Raw genomic sequence first — 16,243 nt, forward strand, 5'->3', positions numbered from 1 at the left:
TCAGCTGTATCTGAAAAATAACCTAAGCAAAGATTACTTTTATACTCATATTGTTTCCCATCTCGGAATTTTAGATAGTGTCCGTCAAAAAAATAATACTTCCTTTTTTTGTTTCTATATCTACTAAATCAAAATGGGTATAGATTTTATTTTGGGTAATAAAAAGATGTACCACTTCACTCCCTACATATAGTGTTGAATACAAGGCAAGGTTAGATTCTTCTGGAGAAATACGCTGTCTATCTACAATCGTTCCATTACGTCGGTCATAGATGAGGTTTTCATCTGTGCCGTAGTCAGCGACTTTATAGTCGTAGTAATCTTTGAATTTAGAGATGATTTTCATTATTTATACAAGAAAAGTAAATGATCTTACCTATAAAAAATCTTGTACTACTCAAAAATTACAATACTTTTTTGGTGGTACAGGAGGACATATTATCCATTTCTGTCATTTTTATAATATAACTATTAATCTAAATAGCGAAAATTTCCAATTTTTGTAAAAATATTATTGACAGATTCCTTTTGTTTAAGGGTAATTTTAAAATTTTTATATAGATATCTTAGTATAGAGCCTAAAAAATCTACCGAATAACCTTCTCTAATAGCTTTTTTAATCCAAAAAGAATATGAATAGCATCTATGCAAATTATCTAATTTTAAAATATCTGGAGCAGCATTCTCTATATTTAAAATATGTCTAACTTGTTCATCCGTTAAGTCTCCTTTTTCAATAAAAGTTAGATAATAGTCTTTTAGATATCTATACGAAACTCCTTCAAATTCTTCTATAAGTTTATTCTCTCTTAGCTCAATGTATTCTACTGCTTTTTTCTTATCATCATTTCTATGAATATTCTGGTTATGAATATTTCTCTCTTGATTTTCTTGATTTTGATTTTCACCTTCTTCATCTTCTAATGTTTCTATAATATATTTTGTAAAATCAGGTATTGATCTTAAATCTGCATTTACATTCCTTTCAGTACAATAACGCCCTGAAGAAAATACTTCTCCTGTATCGATATTCTTGACTACATACACCTTTTGAGATATTAGTCTTCTTCTACAAAAATGACATCGTTCAATTTCCGTTGTAAAATCTTTTCTTAATAATTTATAATTACTCATTTTATTTCAGTTATAGATATATATTCGTTTAAAACTACATTATCATTTGATATTATATGATTACTAAGTATTCAAATTAGGGTAATCCTTACTGGCACGAGCTTGTAGCTCATACCTACTATAAATAAAGTTTGTAGCTCACTTTCTCTCGTATTACTTACTTTATAACACTGCCTATCTCCCAATGTTTTTCTTTCAAACAGCTAATAGCAAGGCACGCCCCAATGGCATTCCATACCGAATAGTCAAAGGTAGCTTTTAGCCCTACAAGTGAAAAATTATGAGGACAAAGATAGTAAAAAATAGTGACAAATGACAAGTGACAAATAGCACAGTAGAATTAGTCTCTTGTCATTTGTCACTAACTATTTGTCCATTCGTACAATCCTTGGCTGGAAAGTGCCAATGATATCTACCAAATCGGTTTGGGAAGCCATTACGGTCTCTATGTTTTTATACGCCATAGGGGCTTCTTCGGCATTGCCTCCAATGAGGGTAATATCTTTGGCTTTGAGAGCTTTTTTGATATCGGAACTGGTAAAGCGGCTACGGCTCTCATTGCGTGAAAAAGCACGTCCTGCGCCATGCGAAGCCGAATCAAAACTCTCGGCATTGCCCTTACCGCGCACGATATAGCCTGCCTCGGTCATTGAGGCGGGAATAATACCCAGTACGCCCTCCCCTGCTGGGGTCGCTCCTTTGCGGTGTACAATCACCTCCTTGCCATCGTGAATTTCCTTCCAAGCAAAATTGTGGTGGTTCTCGATGCGCGCTCTTAGGCGACCGCCTACCGCACGAATAAGTCGGCGGTGAATGTCCTCATGACAAGCCGAAGCGTAATCACCCGCAAGGTTCATAGCTGTCCAATACTCTAATCCTAAGTGAGTTGAGAGATCGAGCCAAGCAAACTGTTGGGCTTCCTTCGGGAGCGGACACTGTTCGGCTGCTACGCGTACGTAATACTGAGCAATTTCCGCACCAAAACCACGTGACCCACTGTGAGAAAGTATACCGAGATATTTCCCTTTGGGTAAACCTATCTGCGGATCGTCGGCTAAGAGTTCTACCTCGCCAAACTCCACAAAGTGGTTACCACTACCCGAAGTACCCATCTGCTTGATGGCCTTATCCTTCAATCGCTTGAGGATAGGAATCAGCGAAAAAGTATCACGGTCGAAAATCTCGTGCTCTACATGCGACTTATGGTGTTCGTACATACCAAACTTGGTGTGCTCCATAAGGGCTTTCTCGTACTTATCTCGCGCTCCTGATAGGTAGGACACAGGGATATCCAATATACTAAGGCACATACGGCAGCCGATATCCAAGCCTACTCCATAAGGAATCACGGCATTTTCTACCGCCAGTACGCCCCCTATGGGCAAACCATATCCACTATGGGCATCGGGCATGAGTGCCCCGCCTACCGAAATAGGGAGTTTGAGAGCCGTATAGAGTTGCGTTTTTGCCTCTTCGGTGATGTCGTCGCCAAAGATATGATAAGGCGCTCGCAAGGCGTTAAGCTGTCGCTTTTCGGTTTTAGTAGAGGAAAGCAGCGCTTCGGCTATCTGACCAAAAGTAAGATGCCCCTCGTATTGCACAGGATTTTTTAAAATATCCTCAAGTACCGACTTTACATAAGCGGTATTCTTGGTAGCGTAATTGCGCTTCATCACTTCTAACGCTACATTAATAGATTGATTATTTGGGAAACCTAACTTAAGAAGGTCTTTCCCTTTGAGTTTTAAATTTGCCATTTTTTAGGTGTTAGGGTTTAGGTATTCGCTAAGCGAATTGCCATTCATTAATAGGCGAATTGCCATTCGCCCCTACAGAGACGCTTGGCAGCGGCGCGCTCCTTCTTATAGCTCTTTTCTACATAAGTACTTTTGAAATCGGTGCCTTTAAAAGTGCGTACAGGGTTGCCGCGCTGCACTTGGGTGTGATTGCTCCAATGACTCTGCGCTTGCTCGGCGAGTTGCTGAAGCTCCATTTCAGCGAGTTTTTCTTTAAGTCGGGCAAGGGCGAGTTTCTTATTGTCTAATTGCGAACGTGAATCCTGTGCAAATACACTGATACCCGTAGGCAGGTGGGTGGCGCGCACTGCCGAATTTACCTTGTTCACATTCTGTCCGCCATTGCCTTGTGAGCGAGTGGTTTGGAACTGTACATCGCGCTCTGAGAAAGGCTGTCGTTGCAGTTGGTCAAGCTCAAAAACGCCTATATACCAGTTACTGCGCTCGTGAAACTTGCGAAAAGTGCTCTTGCCTACCCAGCAGACTGTGCCGAGCCAACTTTTCAAAAACGATGCTAACTCCTTGCCTTTGAGTTGCAGGGTAACCGATTTTACAGTGAGATTGGCATCGCCTTCCTCTCGGCTAAGAATGGTATAGCTGATGCCCGCTTGAGTAGCTTCTTGTAAAAATGTTTTCAGCACTTTGGCTACTACCCATTGGCATTCTAAAGGACCGCGTCCTGCGGTGATTTGTATGATTTTTTCTTCCATTTTTCTTTTTGTTTATAATTGCACATACGGCTTGCACTCTAAAAGCATCTCTCCTATTTCCATTGCTGAGGTGTGATACTTAAGAGCTGCGATTTCTTTCAGTGGGGTGTGTTTGTACTTTTCCTTAGGGTCATAACGCTTTTGGTATTGATTCCACGAATAACTCCCTCCATAGATTTTGCTATGGATAATCCCCCAGTTCTTATGGTCATTTATGATTTTATCAAGTTCGGCGAGTTCTCGCTCTATGGTAACATCTACCGGACGGTAGTGGGTGATCATATTAGGCTTTACACGCAGTTCAAAACGCCACGCTTCGGTAAACTCGTAATACGTTTCAAAACGGTCTTTTTGGCGATTGAAACACTCTATCCTCGCAAAATAGGCACGTTCCTTTTCAGTGAACTTCCCTCTTTCAAGGGCTCTTTGCCATTCCCATTGATTAAAAGCGTATAATTCCTGCTTACGAGCTATGTAAACGCGTTTGCCTCGGCGCTTTCTCTTTTTTTGGAACTTGCGTGTATCGGCGTATTGATAGGTGTTGATTTTCTCTAAAAGTGTCGCGAAAAAGTCGGCTTGCTTACCTTGCCTTACATCTTCCCTGAGTACAAAGAAACGCACATAGCCCTTTTGGTAAGGTTTTTCAAGTGGTACAAGTGGCAGGTTTCGCCTCTGCTTTTCTATTTCAGCATGGCGATCACAGCATTCGCGCAAAAACTTCTCGTGGTCTTCTCGAGCAATGCGCTTGCGAGAACGCAAATTGCGCAGGCGAGAAACGCCTTCGGGGATAATATATAGATTTCCCATTGAATTAATGATTAATGTTTAATGATTAATTTGCTTGGGATTTTTGAGAGAAGGACAAACAAAAAGCCCGAAGCAGTCGCTTCGGGCTTTTGTTGTATGATATGATAATGCTACATCAAGTGGATACGCCACGAAGCGTTACCTTGCCAGCAAGGTAATTCTACGGTAATATGTAACTTGATATAGGTCATTTCTTTGTAAGTTTTATTTAAGGTTAAACAATAGTTGTTTGAAATCGGGGGCAAAGGTAGTGACTAATGACGAACGACAAGTGAAAAATAACAAATAATTAACAACATAATTATTAGTCATTGATTACTTATTTTTAGCCATTAACTTCGCTCCTTCCACTAAGCGGACAAACTCCTTTCGGTAGCCTTCTTCATCTCGGCCGAAAGCATTCTTGGCCAGTTCTATTACTTGGTCATAGGAAGCTTGGGCTTTGTACTCGGAGTCTCTCAGCAGCAGACCAAACTCAGCCACTGCGGCAGCAAAACGAAAATCATCGGAAGCCTGTGTCAGTTCTTTTAGGTTGTAGGTCAGCGGTTCTACCACTTCTCGGCTGGCAGCGTTGGCTTCTTTAGGGTCTTTGTAGCGGATTTTTAGGAAAGCCACCTCATTGCCCTTTCCTATTTCATTGAGCTGACTATCTTGATAACGAAGAGAAGAGGTTACTTTTCCATCGGAAGGGACAATCTCATAGATAGCAGTAACGGTATGCCCTGCCCCTACTTCCCCTGCATCTTTCTTGTCGTTGGTGAAATCCTCATTGGCAAGCATACGATTTTCGTAGCCTAAGAGCTTATATTGCTTTACATACTTAGGATTGAACTCTACCTGTAGTTTAACATCCTTGGCTACAGTAAAGAGAGTTCCACCAAACTCATTGACCAACACCTTCTTAGCTTCAGTAAGGTTATCTATATAAGCATAGTTACCATTGCCACTATCGGCTAAGGTCTCGGACATATCGTCTCGGTAATTGCCCATACCAAAGCCCAATACGGAGAGATACACACCTCCCTCGCGTTGCTTTTCAATAAAGGCTTTAAGGTCATTAGGATTGTTGATACCTACATTAAAATCACCATCGGTAGCTAGAATGATACGGTTGTTTCCTCCCTTGATAAAGGCCTTATGAGCTTGCTCATAAGCCAGCTGTATTCCTTGTTCTCCAGAGGTTGCTCCACCTGCCTCAAGTCCGTCCAATACCTTTTCTATCTTCTCGCGTTCCCTAACTGAAGTAGGTTCAAGTGCCACTTGTGTACCACTGGCATAGGTTACGATACTGACCTTGTCTTGTGGTTTGAGATTTTGAAGCAGGAGCTTCAAGGAGGACTTAAGTAAGGGGAGTTTGTTGTAATCCATCATAGAACCAGAAACATCTATCAAAAACACCAAATGAGAAGCAGGCGTATTGGAAAGATCTAAAGGCTTAGTCTTGAGACCAATACGCAAAAGATAATGTGTGGTGTTCCAAGGAGCTGGAGCCTGCTCGTAGCTCACTCGTAAGGGAGAGGGTGTTTGTGCATCGGGGGTAGGATAATCATAATCAAAGTAGTTAATCATCTCCTCTATACGCACTGCATCCTTAGGAGGAAGGGTACCCTGCTGTATCATACGGCGAATATTACTGTAAGCTGCCCTATCCACATCTACCGAAAAGGTAGAGACAGGCTGGGAAGAGACCTCCACAAAGGGGTTTTCCTTGATCTCCTTAAAGGTCTCTCCTCTCTCTCGCGTGGGCACTTGCATATCCTTTGTATAGGAAGGATACTGATATTCCGGTCTATACATCATATCATGGTTATTGCCACAGCTAAGCCATAGCAAACTGCCCAAAACTGTAAAAACAACTCTTTTTTTCATATTTGTCAATCATTATGGTTATATGGGACAAATATACAACTTTTTCTCTGTTTGACAAAAGATTTAGCTAATTTGCTAATTTGACATTTGCCAATTATTTTACTCATTAGCTCATTGTCTTATTATCTGATTACTTCCCTAATATCTTTCCTCTTGGAGTAGGCCATAGGTTGGGCATAGCCAAGGCGTAGGAGTATCTGGGGGTAAGCATGAGCTATAGGGAGATTTTCTCGCAGTGTAGCACTGATTTCAGGTACTTCACAAGGCTGGTTAAGGTAAGCATGAGCTATTCCCTCCTGAGTGAGCAAGAGTAAAAAGCGCTCAAGAGTGCGGCCTGTCTGTATCCAAGTGGCAATATCGTTCTTCTCGGTGGTCAGCAGCACCATGTGTGAGGAGGATTGTATTTTCTTCAGGTCAGTCTTGTTCTGCGTCTTGGCCTTCAGGCTCGCCTTTACAATAGGTTCGGTGACCCAGCGAGGCAAGTTGGGTGCTCCCAATACAACATAGCTCAGCCCATCGTGGGTGCTCTCACTATGTTTCTTATTAAAGCGAATCCATGAGAGGAGTTCGCTTTTGAAAGCAGGGTCTCCCATCTGCACCGTATTGCCTTGTAGTACCGCTTGGGTGAGGATCTCAAAAGGTGGAGTATCCTTGGCAAAAGTATGTATTTCAGCTTGTTCCTGAGCCTCTGGCACCTCTTTATACAGCCTATTCATAAGGCTTTGCAATAGTACAGGGTCAATAGCTTTGTCCTCATACTCAGAGCGGTTTGTTTGTCTCTTTTCAATCACTGTCGCCAAGGGGTCAGCAATTACTGTATTGGATTTTTGTAAGTCTACCGTAATAACTCCTTCGTCACTGAAACTCACCTGGGTCTGGTAGTGCAATTCAGTAGCCTTCGTACAGAGATTTTCCAGCGCACAACCCAAACTGATAAAGAGTTCGCGGTGCTGGCTATCCACCGCAGGAAGTGCCCTATCCAAATTGGGCGAGATCACAATGCTATGATCAGAAGTCTCAAACCACCAGGGCTGAGAGTTATGACCCGAAGGTGCTTGAGTAGCAGCCTTGATAAGAGTCAAGAAATCTGTGTTTTGGGCATAGCCTTTGGATGTGGCAAGTGCCATCATAAAAGTAACGGGAAACATTTTGAAGTTCATTTTATTTGTCTTTGTTTTTCAAGGCAAAGTAACGGCAAAAAAATGTAGAAAAAATGAACTTGGGTTCATAAATGAGAATACTCAAAAAATCCTTTTGCGTATTCTGCTGAGGGCTTGGGGGGTAATGCCTATATAGGAAGCGATATATTTTAGCGGAATGTTCTGAATAAGCTTAGGATCTTTCTCCAATAGGGTGCGGTAGATCTCTTCAGGGGATTGTAGCAGAAATTGCGCTTCTCGTTGCATTTTCTCAATAAGCAAGTGTTCTAATATATCGGCTTTTATTTGGAGATACTCTTGTTGCTGTATCAGGTGCTCAAGGTGTTCGCGTCCTATCTTATAAGCCGTAACATCCTTAAGGGCTTCAATAGAAAGCAGTGAGGGCTCTTGCTTAACAAAAGAAGTATAAGAAAGGCAGAACGATTCAGGAAACAGAATATCTACTGTAGTTTCCTTATCCGTAGTAGGATTATAATAGAAAAAGCGTACAATACCTTCGCTAAGGTAATACAAATGGTTCTCTACCTCACCTACGCGAGTGAGGATCTCTCCCTTGGCGAACCGTACTTCGGTAAAATATTGGCTGAGAAAATCAAGATTCAAGGCTTAAAAGATTAAAACGTAAGACATTCATAAAAAAACAAAAGACTACCCCAAAGAGGTAGTCTTTTGTATATTGTTTTAATAAACCCACATATCTTGTTCGCGGTCGCGGATACGTTGTTTGATACGTTCGGCTTCTAGGAGCTGGTATAGGGCATTGTCAGGAAGGTATTTCTTGATTTCCCTATCCCCATACACGTTGTCTTCCTTATAAATCACCCCTACAAAACGACGGGCGTTCAGCAAGTGGTCAAAGGAGACACGATTAGCTGAGTTCAATTGGTTAAATACCCTAGCCTTGTGTAAGATATTTCTTGCTGCAGGATACCATACCCAGAAAAGCTCTACCAAGTTCGATTGTGCATCATCGGTCCCTAAAACACTTACGTCAGGAGCCACTGGAGCCAGTCCAAGTAAGCGATACTTAAGTTCGCCTTGTCGCTTGTCAAAATACCACAAGCCTTTGATACGATACTGTACGATATCCCTAGAGGTAAGGTCAGTACGTACGATGTATTCTGGTGGTAATGGTTGCCCTTGGTTTAGGATTTCATACCCTGCATCAAGCGTATCAGCCTTGGACAAACTATACTTGAGGTCATCATAGCTCTTTTTCTCAGTGAAATAGGAATCAGCATACGTTTCAGTGAGTTTTTTCTCCTTCATCGCTCTTAGGAGAACATCGTACAAGGAGCGACGGTCTGCACCAATCTCCATAGTATCAATAGGGAATAGTAGCGGGAAGTTAGCTCTTTCTTCCAAGTCCACAAGTTCCCAAGTGGTAGTTGACCACATGATATCACGGTCATCTACATAACCATAAGGAAGTGGTACATCATTGTCAGATTCCTGTTGAGCTGTTGTCTTCTCACCTATCTCACTTGGTACTTTTGCATTCAAGATATTCACTTGAGCAAAAGCATTTGAGGATACTATCCACAAAAAAGATAGCGTCAGGATATTCTTTAGTGCTTGTTTCATAATCTTATAATTTGTTATAATACTTCGATAGATATAGGAGTAGCTGGCTTAGGAGTACCACTATATCCTGATACTGAGTAACGTATCTCTGATATTTGAATTATATCTCCCTTCTTAGCACGGTTTACAGCTGCTGCTGCTGCACCGCTAGCACTTACACGGCTACCCTGTACTACCACACTAGGCTGTCCTGGTACCAAGATACGGAAGGAATTTACCTTGGTAGTAAGGTCAAAATCAAAGTCGTTAAATGCTACAGAAAGTTCTCCGGCCAAGATATTAGCCTTAGCCAACTTCACAGCTCCAGTAGTACGTAAGATAGCTCCTTCTGGTTTTGGAATATCTTTTACACGGAACTTCTTAGAAGAAGAGAATTTCTGACCATCAAAAGTACCTGTAACTACGATGGTTACTTCAGCAGAACCAGCGTTAGGCTTCATAATATAGTTAGGTCCACTCTTACGAGAAAGTCCTGGTGCAGAAGCATTTACTTGGTTATCAGGTACCCCTGGCATAGAGATAGTCATAGGGTTCACTACACCACGATATACTACGTTCATCTTATCAGCAGAGATTACTGCTTCGTTTGGACGAGGAATAGTGGTGAATGATTGAGATACATCTACAGGAGTTTCTTCTCCATTTTGTTCATAGATAAGCTTACCTTCGATCTTGTGGTCACCTACATTACCTGTATTTACTTTAAGTTTTACCTTTCCTTCTACCACTTCTACTTGTGATTCAGGGATAGGACGACCATCAAGGGTAAGTTGTACTTTTTTAGGTTTGGTAGAGTTATCTTTACGTCCGAGAACGATAGCTCCGTCAAACTCTTGGTTAGCATAGTAAGCCCCTCTGGATTGTTCAAGTAGGGTAGTATAGTGCTTCATAGAAAGCTCTTCTTTCATCTTCTCACCGAGCATAGCCTTGTAGAAGTCTTGTTCTGTTTGGCGAATGTCGGATTGTAATTGGGAGAACTTAGTAACAGCTGCTATATAAGGAAACCCTTCGTAGTTATACTGAACCCAACCTACGCTATTTCCTTCACGATCTTTTACTTTGTCGTTTACACCAGTACTGAAACGTTCTTCAATAACTGTTTTAAGGGCTTCGTCTTTAGCATCAAGAAGACTTACTAATTGGTTGCGATAGTTTTTGATTTTGTCCAAGAATTCCTGACCTGCTGGTTTAAGTCCATCAGTTTTGAAGAATTTTTCATCCAACATATCGGATTTGTCCATTATTTGGTAATCCTTTCTTTCTGCTTCGGTACTACCAGCCTGTTTCATTACCTCTTCTTTGAGTGTACCTAAGTAAGAGTAATATTCGTTAGACATATCTCTTACTTGTCGAGCTTTTTTCAAAGCCTCTGCATATTCTTCAGGTTTTTCTTGTTCTTTTTTCTCTAATTCTGCAAAGACGGCCTCATTGGTAGAAACGTAACGTTCGTTAGCGGCTTGTAATTTTTCGTTCATAAGCCCGAACGCACTTAGTACTTCTTTACCCATATTGAGCGCCATCATCGCGATGAAAACCAGATACATCAGGTTAATCATCCTCTGTCGTGGTGAATTTGCTGCTCCTGCCATTTCTAATTGGTTAAATGATTAAATAATTATACTTCTTTAGATTAACGAGCTCCGCCCATTGCAGAGAGCATGCCACCATATACAGTGTTAAGAGATTTCAAGTGTTCTTTGAATGAATTAACTTGTGCGTTCAATGAGTTAAGGTTATCTACCATACCTTCTTGAGCATTTACTTGAAGTTCTGTTCTTTCAAGTTGGATACGGTAAAGAGAGTTCAAGGCTTCGAGGTGTACGGCCGCTGTGGTGAGTTCTTCTCCGTATTTTTGAGTAGAAGCTACAGCGTCAGCAGCTGGGCCTATGTTACGAGCAGCCCCTTCGAAGTTACGGATACTCTTAGCCAATGAGTTCATTAGCTCTGCATCTATATGAGCTTCTCTTAGGATATTATCCAACTTTTCAGACAAAGACTCTCTAAGAAGTTGTGTTTCTTGTTCGTTTTGGTATCCAAGTTGTTGTGGAGCAGCACCGCCAGCGAAGTTAAGTTGTCTTGGCTCACCGCCTGCAAGTTCTGGAAATACACGTTCCCAGTGAAGTCCTTCTTCTACAGGTTCAAAGGCCGCGATAGCGAAGATGATCGCTTCGGTAATAAGACCTGTAGCGAGGAGTACTCCACCACCTAGCTTAATGGAACCTAGAGAGATTTCCCAGTGAAGGAGTTTGAAAAGGGCTCCGAGAATTACCACAGAGGCTCCTAATCCATAAACCATATTCATGATTTTCTTTGATGATTTTGACTGTGCCATTTTTTTCTTTTTTTGATTATACTTCTTTTATTTATTAATTTTTAATTTTTTACTATGGTTTATCTTAGGTTAGAGAGGTTACCTTTCTTAGAATTAACTCTCTGTACCCCCATGAAACTCTGTACTGTACGGAAACCTATATAGCTACGTGCAGAGTCTTGGTATTCATAATCACGGGTAGCCACTTGGGTATAGAAAGCCACATCTTTCCAAGAACCACCGCGGATTACTTTACGTTTGTTTTGTTGGTCATTTACGTTAGGGTTCATAGAGGACATGTATTCGTATGAGTTAGAATCATAAGAAGTATTTGTCCATTCTGATACGTTCCCTGCCATATTGTAGAGGTTGTACCCATTAGGGTGATATGATTTTGCTTCTACTGTATAAAGAGCATTATCGGCAGCATAGTCCCCACGTGAAGGCTTGAAGTTGGCCATGAAACAAGCTTTGCTATCCACGGTATAAGGTCCACCCCAAGGATAGGTAGCTGCTTCGAGACCTCCGCGAGCGGCAAACTCCCATTCAGCTTCGGTAGGAAGGCGGAATGCATTCACGTCTTTTCTCTTCTTTGCTTTTTGGAAAGAGTTCTTATAGAGGGTACGCCACTCACAGAAAGCCTTTGCTTGTCTCCAAGTAACACCTACCACAGGATACTCACTATAGGCATAGTGCCAAAAGTAGTCATTGTGCATAGGCTCATTGTAAGAGTAGTTAAAGTCCTTAATCCACACAGTGGTATCAGGATATATCTTTACGATTTCCTCTTTGATAAAGTCCTTACGTCCTTTTTTGTGAGAACGAGCTGCAGCTTCTATATCCATCCATTGGTACTTGAAGACAAGTTTCTCCACCGCCAAAGGACGACGTCCGTTATAAGTCTCCTCAATAGGTACATACATGGAGTCCATCACCTCAACATAGTGCTCATCAGGCCATTTTTGTTTGTCCCATATGAGTTTCACTTTTCTGTTGATTTTACGCTTTTCAGGATTATCCTTCTCGCCATAGTTCTCATACATATACTTATCGTAGGCGCTTAGCTTCTCCTGATCGGTATCCAAGAAAGCGTACTTTCCAATACCTTCACCGCCAGCGGATTGCCCACTTTCTTCGGCCATGATAGCCAACTTGCGACGTACGATAGAGTCACGCACCCAATTGACGAACTGGCGATACTCACCATTGGTAATCTCGGTATCATCCATATAAAAAGGGCTTACGGTTACCGTTTTGGTAGTAGCATCCTCGGTATGCGCTTTATCATAGTCGGAGCTACCCATAACGAAAGCACCACCTGGAACAAGCGTCATTCCATAGGGCTTGGGCTGTTTCCATAGTCCACCCTTTACACCTGTAAGTTCCCCCTGGTCATTACCAGCGCCACAGGAAACCATCAGATAACCTATTACAACAAGTGCTACTTTTTTTAGTTTCAATATCATAATCTACAATATTATTTCAGGGAGGCAAATGTAGTCATTTTTTATTTGTCTTACACTACTTTTTCTCTCAAGACCTCACTATTTTTAAAGATTTTTCGTTCAACTTCTCAAAAAGAAAAATGTTATTTGCTGATTAACAATAGATTACACCCGCTAAAGACCTTATTGCCTTACAAAAAAAGTTATTAACAACTCCTATGTAAATCATAAAATATCTTTAGCCTCTCTCTTGAAGATGAACAAATCCTTTTAACAGCAAGGGTTCTTTTGAAAAAATCATTACATTAGAACTCCCCTTTTTTGTTTAATTCTTCACGATTGGTTTTACAGCGTATTTTTTATTTAAATTCCAAAATCACATCCTCAATATAAGTAAGGTAATCCTTACCTTGGTCTTTGAGGAATTGTTGGAAGTATTGCTCTCCTGCTTCGATACCGCCAGCTTGTTCTACTTGCAATATTTTTTGGTACAAGGGAGCGATGTGCTTTTCTATAGTCTGCTCAGGAACAGAGGTTCTTCTACCCATGTAGTTGATGATCTGTCCGCTTGGGTCACGGATAATATCAAAATCGGTAATTACCCAATAATATTCGCCTGACTTAGCTAAATTTTTAACAATTGCATGGAAGTTAATCCCTTTTTGGATGTTATCCCAAAGGATTTTGAATATAGTCTTAGGCATATCAGGGTGACGAATCACGTTGTGAGGCTTACCTATTAGTTCAGCTTCATTATATCCGCAAACGTCCATAAATACCTGATTTACATACTCTATCACTCCCTTTGCATCGGTTTTACTCATAATGGTCTTGGTCTTATCCCAAGCTACTTCCTTATTTACTGGTGTACTCATAAGTCTAACTGTTTATTCGGCGCAAAGATATAAAAATATTTTTAGAAACAAATAAAAAATGTTCTTTTTTTATCTTTTTTTCATAAAAACTTATCAACCGATTTTTTATTTATACCTTAAATTATATATCTTTCGCTAAAATCGATTTTATTTAATTGATAATCAGACGATTACAAATTCTACTTATTATTTATTTTTTTCTTTGAAATTTATTAACAACGCCTCCACTTCTTGGGCTTGGGTTTGTTTTCCGTTGCGCTGTAACCACTTCATGGTATGCTCCAGATAAGATTCTGAAGGGGTAAAAGTATAGTGTAGCCTTTGGGAAAGTGCTTTATATCGCTCGGTTATTACTTGTGGATTTTCCTCTATATCATTGCGGTCAATGAACATCTCGGCAAAGAGCGCACGGAACATGTCTATATTACCGATAAGCTGTATGGTACCATGGTTTTCCTTGGAGTACTCAGAAATCTTCCATTGTAGATTGGGGAAAGCATTAGCTGTAAGCATTGTCTTGAGCTTGTCAAAGGTAGCCACATGCCCGCTACGACCATTATGGCGTATCTTATAGCCCGTATGGGTGATATAGAGCAAGCGGTTTTGGAAATCCTTCCCCTTGCTTTGCTCAAAGAGCTTGATCCCGTAACCCTCGCCCCACCATAGGCTGGGATCATGAGCGATATAGGCATTGAACAAGTCAGTATACTTTATCAGAGCATCCACCACCGAGAGGCCTCCGAGGGAGTGCCCTACCACTATACGAAAGTCCTTACAGCGATATTTGCCCTCCACCAAGGGCTTAAGCTCTTCGCGGACAAACTTCCAAAAGCGATCATTCTCTGTGGTGAAATCATTATCTCGCTCAGTGCTTTCTATTCCTACGACTATCATTTCAGGTATATTGGGAATCCCTTGGGTGAGCTTCTCCATAAGAGTAGTGAAATAATTGAAGTTGGTTTGCGCATCAAGCAGATAGACCACAGGGTAATCCATGGGGGTAAGGGAGCTATCATTATAGGAAGGAGGCAGGTAGAGGTCTATGGTGCGCTCCCCGCCCATAATGGTAGAAGGGAGCGTAAAACGCTCCCCTATACAAATAGCTGTCTGTGCCCAAGTGCTACACACGGATAGGAAAAATAGACAGATGATATGTTTCATATTATTCAAAACGTCCTATAGCATTGATTACAGTGGCACCTTTTACTACTAAGCCCTTAGTAGCGGCATTGGTTGCAGGATCTATGACATAGATAGCAGGGTCGGTACCTTGTTCGTTTACTGGTAGATATACCTTACCTCCGTAGATTGCAGGGGTAATAGGATTGGTCACGATATTAGTACATTTGGCAGGGTCAGGAAGTCCAGCTACCCAGTTGAGTGTTTTAGCTTCTACATCCACTATGGCGTAGTGATATACATCCAAAGAGCGGAGGTTGGCCTTAGCAGCATCATTGAAGAACTCTACAAGGAATTTATTCTCTGTGATATGCCATACGCGACGGAAAAGACCGTTGTTAGATACGGCAGAGATATCAAAGAAATAGCTATCATCAAAGGTAGTTGCCCCTGCCTTGATACGCAAAGCTCCCGCAGGCTTAGTGGTAGCCTTATCTGCTTTAGCTGGTGCTTTGGCTGGTGCAGGATTCTTAGCGATAGCTCCTGAGAAAACATATACATCTCCGTTGGCTACCTTGCCCATTTCCAAGAGGTATTGGCTCTTAAAGCGTCCTGCTGAGTAGCTGAGCTTATCGCTCTTGTAGTAACGCTTAAGGTTCAAATCCTTATCAAGTACTCCTACATATACCACATCGGTATTTTCCATATAGCCTGTACTGGATCCCTGTCCTGGTTGTACATCTTTGTATTCAGAAACAAGCATACCTGTGAGGAACTCTCCATTGCCATTGTCCAAAATACCTGCAAAAGATACGATCTCGGTATCATTCATATTGTCCCCTAAGAACTTATTGGTATGAATGGTTTTACGAGAAGCCTCTCCGAAGTCAGAAGTATTACGGAAGATAAAAGTAGCTCCATCATTTTTCCCTTCAAAAGCCTGTCCACTTACCGCTGTTACATAGTAATTATTAAAGAAGCCGAAGGTAGTAGCACGCTCATTTACCTCAAACTCACTGATAGGATTTACTTCTCCCTTTGCATCGCGTGCATAGGAAACACCTATACCAGCTCCCTTAAACTCATAAGAGAGACCTGCTGCGATGTTTTTATTAAACAACCAAAAATAGCCATTAGCAGGTTTTAACTGTAATTTGTTAGACCCTAAAGGTACTTCTCCTTTGGTTACATCTTCAGCAAGGAGTACATAGCGGGCTTTGTTTTCGGCTCCTCCTGCATCAATAAAGAAGCTATTTACTTCTGTTGCATCAGGGGTTGGAGTTGGTTTTCCTCCATTATTATCATCACTCTTAGAGCATGACACCAAAGTAGTTGCTCCTACAAGTCCAAGGAACAACATTTTTCTAATAGTTTGAAAATTAATATACATAAATATAAATAGTTTTGAATTTTCAGTTTTGAGTCGTTAGTGG

The 16,243-nt window shown here is 41.2% G+C and carries 15 protein-coding genes; all 15 read right to left on the reverse strand.

The window, feature by feature from the left end; all coding sequences use genetic code 11:
* Positions 1 to 70: 70 nt before the first annotated feature.
* Positions 71 to 346: a hypothetical protein gene (locus tag HMPREF9331_RS13345; protein ID WP_016420512.1), complete on the reverse strand. Its 276-nt coding sequence runs from the start codon at positions 344 to 346 to the stop codon at positions 71 to 73.
* 125 nt (positions 347 to 471) lie between these two features.
* Positions 472 to 1,134, reverse strand: a complete 663-nt coding sequence (locus tag HMPREF9331_RS08265) for a hypothetical protein (RefSeq protein WP_016420513.1) — start codon at positions 1,132 to 1,134, stop codon at positions 472 to 474.
* A gap of 365 nt (positions 1,135 to 1,499) precedes the next feature.
* The gene (locus HMPREF9331_RS08270; protein WP_016420514.1) at positions 1,500 to 2,891 is read right to left on the reverse strand and encodes an RtcB family protein; all 1,392 of its coding nucleotides are present in this window, start codon (positions 2,889 to 2,891) and stop codon (positions 1,500 to 1,502) included.
* Positions 2,892 to 2,938: 47 nt separating this feature from the next.
* Positions 2,939 to 3,640: a peptide chain release factor H gene (prfH, locus tag HMPREF9331_RS08275; RefSeq protein WP_016420515.1), complete on the reverse strand. Its 702-nt coding sequence runs from the start codon at positions 3,638 to 3,640 to the stop codon at positions 2,939 to 2,941.
* A 12-nt stretch (positions 3,641 to 3,652) separates the two neighbouring features.
* Positions 3,653 to 4,447 carry a hypothetical protein gene (locus tag HMPREF9331_RS08280; protein ID WP_016420516.1) on the reverse strand — a complete coding sequence of 265 codons (795 nt, stop codon included), beginning with the start codon at positions 4,445 to 4,447 and terminating at the stop codon, positions 3,653 to 3,655.
* Between the two features lie 315 nt (positions 4,448 to 4,762).
* Positions 4,763 to 6,244: a vWA domain-containing protein gene (locus HMPREF9331_RS08285; protein ID WP_040357264.1), complete on the reverse strand. Its 1,482-nt coding sequence runs from the start codon at positions 6,242 to 6,244 to the stop codon at positions 4,763 to 4,765.
* A 194-nt stretch (positions 6,245 to 6,438) separates the two neighbouring features.
* Positions 6,439 to 7,476 carry an Acg family FMN-binding oxidoreductase gene (locus tag HMPREF9331_RS08290; RefSeq protein ID WP_040357277.1) on the reverse strand — a complete coding sequence of 346 codons (1,038 nt, stop codon included), beginning with the start codon at positions 7,474 to 7,476 and terminating at the stop codon, positions 6,439 to 6,441.
* An 81-nt stretch (positions 7,477 to 7,557) separates the two neighbouring features.
* On the reverse strand, positions 7,558 to 8,079 hold the full coding sequence (locus HMPREF9331_RS08295) for a Crp/Fnr family transcriptional regulator (protein WP_016420519.1): 522 nt from the start codon (positions 8,077 to 8,079) through the stop codon (positions 7,558 to 7,560).
* A gap of 78 nt (positions 8,080 to 8,157) precedes the next feature.
* Positions 8,158 to 9,060 (reverse strand): type IX secretion system ring subunit PorN/GldN, encoded by a 903-nt coding sequence (gene porN / locus HMPREF9331_RS08300; protein ID WP_016420520.1) that lies wholly within the window; start codon positions 9,058 to 9,060, stop codon positions 8,158 to 8,160.
* A 14-nt stretch (positions 9,061 to 9,074) separates the two neighbouring features.
* Positions 9,075 to 10,649, reverse strand: a complete 1,575-nt coding sequence (gene porM, locus HMPREF9331_RS08305) for a type IX secretion system motor protein PorM/GldM (RefSeq protein ID WP_016420521.1) — start codon at positions 10,647 to 10,649, stop codon at positions 9,075 to 9,077.
* 41 nt (positions 10,650 to 10,690) lie between these two features.
* Positions 10,691 to 11,392: a type IX secretion system motor protein PorL/GldL gene (gene porL / locus HMPREF9331_RS08310; protein WP_016420522.1), complete on the reverse strand. Its 702-nt coding sequence runs from the start codon at positions 11,390 to 11,392 to the stop codon at positions 10,691 to 10,693.
* Between the two features lie 59 nt (positions 11,393 to 11,451).
* On the reverse strand, positions 11,452 to 12,837 hold the full coding sequence (gene porK, locus HMPREF9331_RS08315; protein ID WP_016420523.1) for a T9SS ring complex lipoprotein PorK/GldK: 1,386 nt from the start codon (positions 12,835 to 12,837) through the stop codon (positions 11,452 to 11,454).
* A gap of 338 nt (positions 12,838 to 13,175) precedes the next feature.
* Positions 13,176 to 13,691, reverse strand: coding sequence for a PAS domain-containing protein (locus HMPREF9331_RS08320; RefSeq protein ID WP_009640837.1), 516 nt, complete (start codon positions 13,689 to 13,691; stop codon positions 13,176 to 13,178).
* A 186-nt stretch (positions 13,692 to 13,877) separates the two neighbouring features.
* The gene (locus HMPREF9331_RS08325; RefSeq protein ID WP_016420524.1) at positions 13,878 to 14,852 is read right to left on the reverse strand and encodes an alpha/beta hydrolase; all 975 of its coding nucleotides are present in this window, start codon (positions 14,850 to 14,852) and stop codon (positions 13,878 to 13,880) included.
* A gap of 1 nt (position 14,853) precedes the next feature.
* Positions 14,854 to 16,200 carry a DUF4374 domain-containing protein gene (locus tag HMPREF9331_RS08330; RefSeq protein ID WP_016420525.1) on the reverse strand — a complete coding sequence of 449 codons (1,347 nt, stop codon included), beginning with the start codon at positions 16,198 to 16,200 and terminating at the stop codon, positions 14,854 to 14,856.
* Between the last annotated feature and the right edge of the window lie 43 nt (positions 16,201 to 16,243).

This window comes from Capnocytophaga granulosa ATCC 51502, assembly GCF_000411115.1.
Classification (GTDB): Bacteria; Bacteroidota; Bacteroidia; order Flavobacteriales; family Flavobacteriaceae; genus Capnocytophaga; species Capnocytophaga granulosa.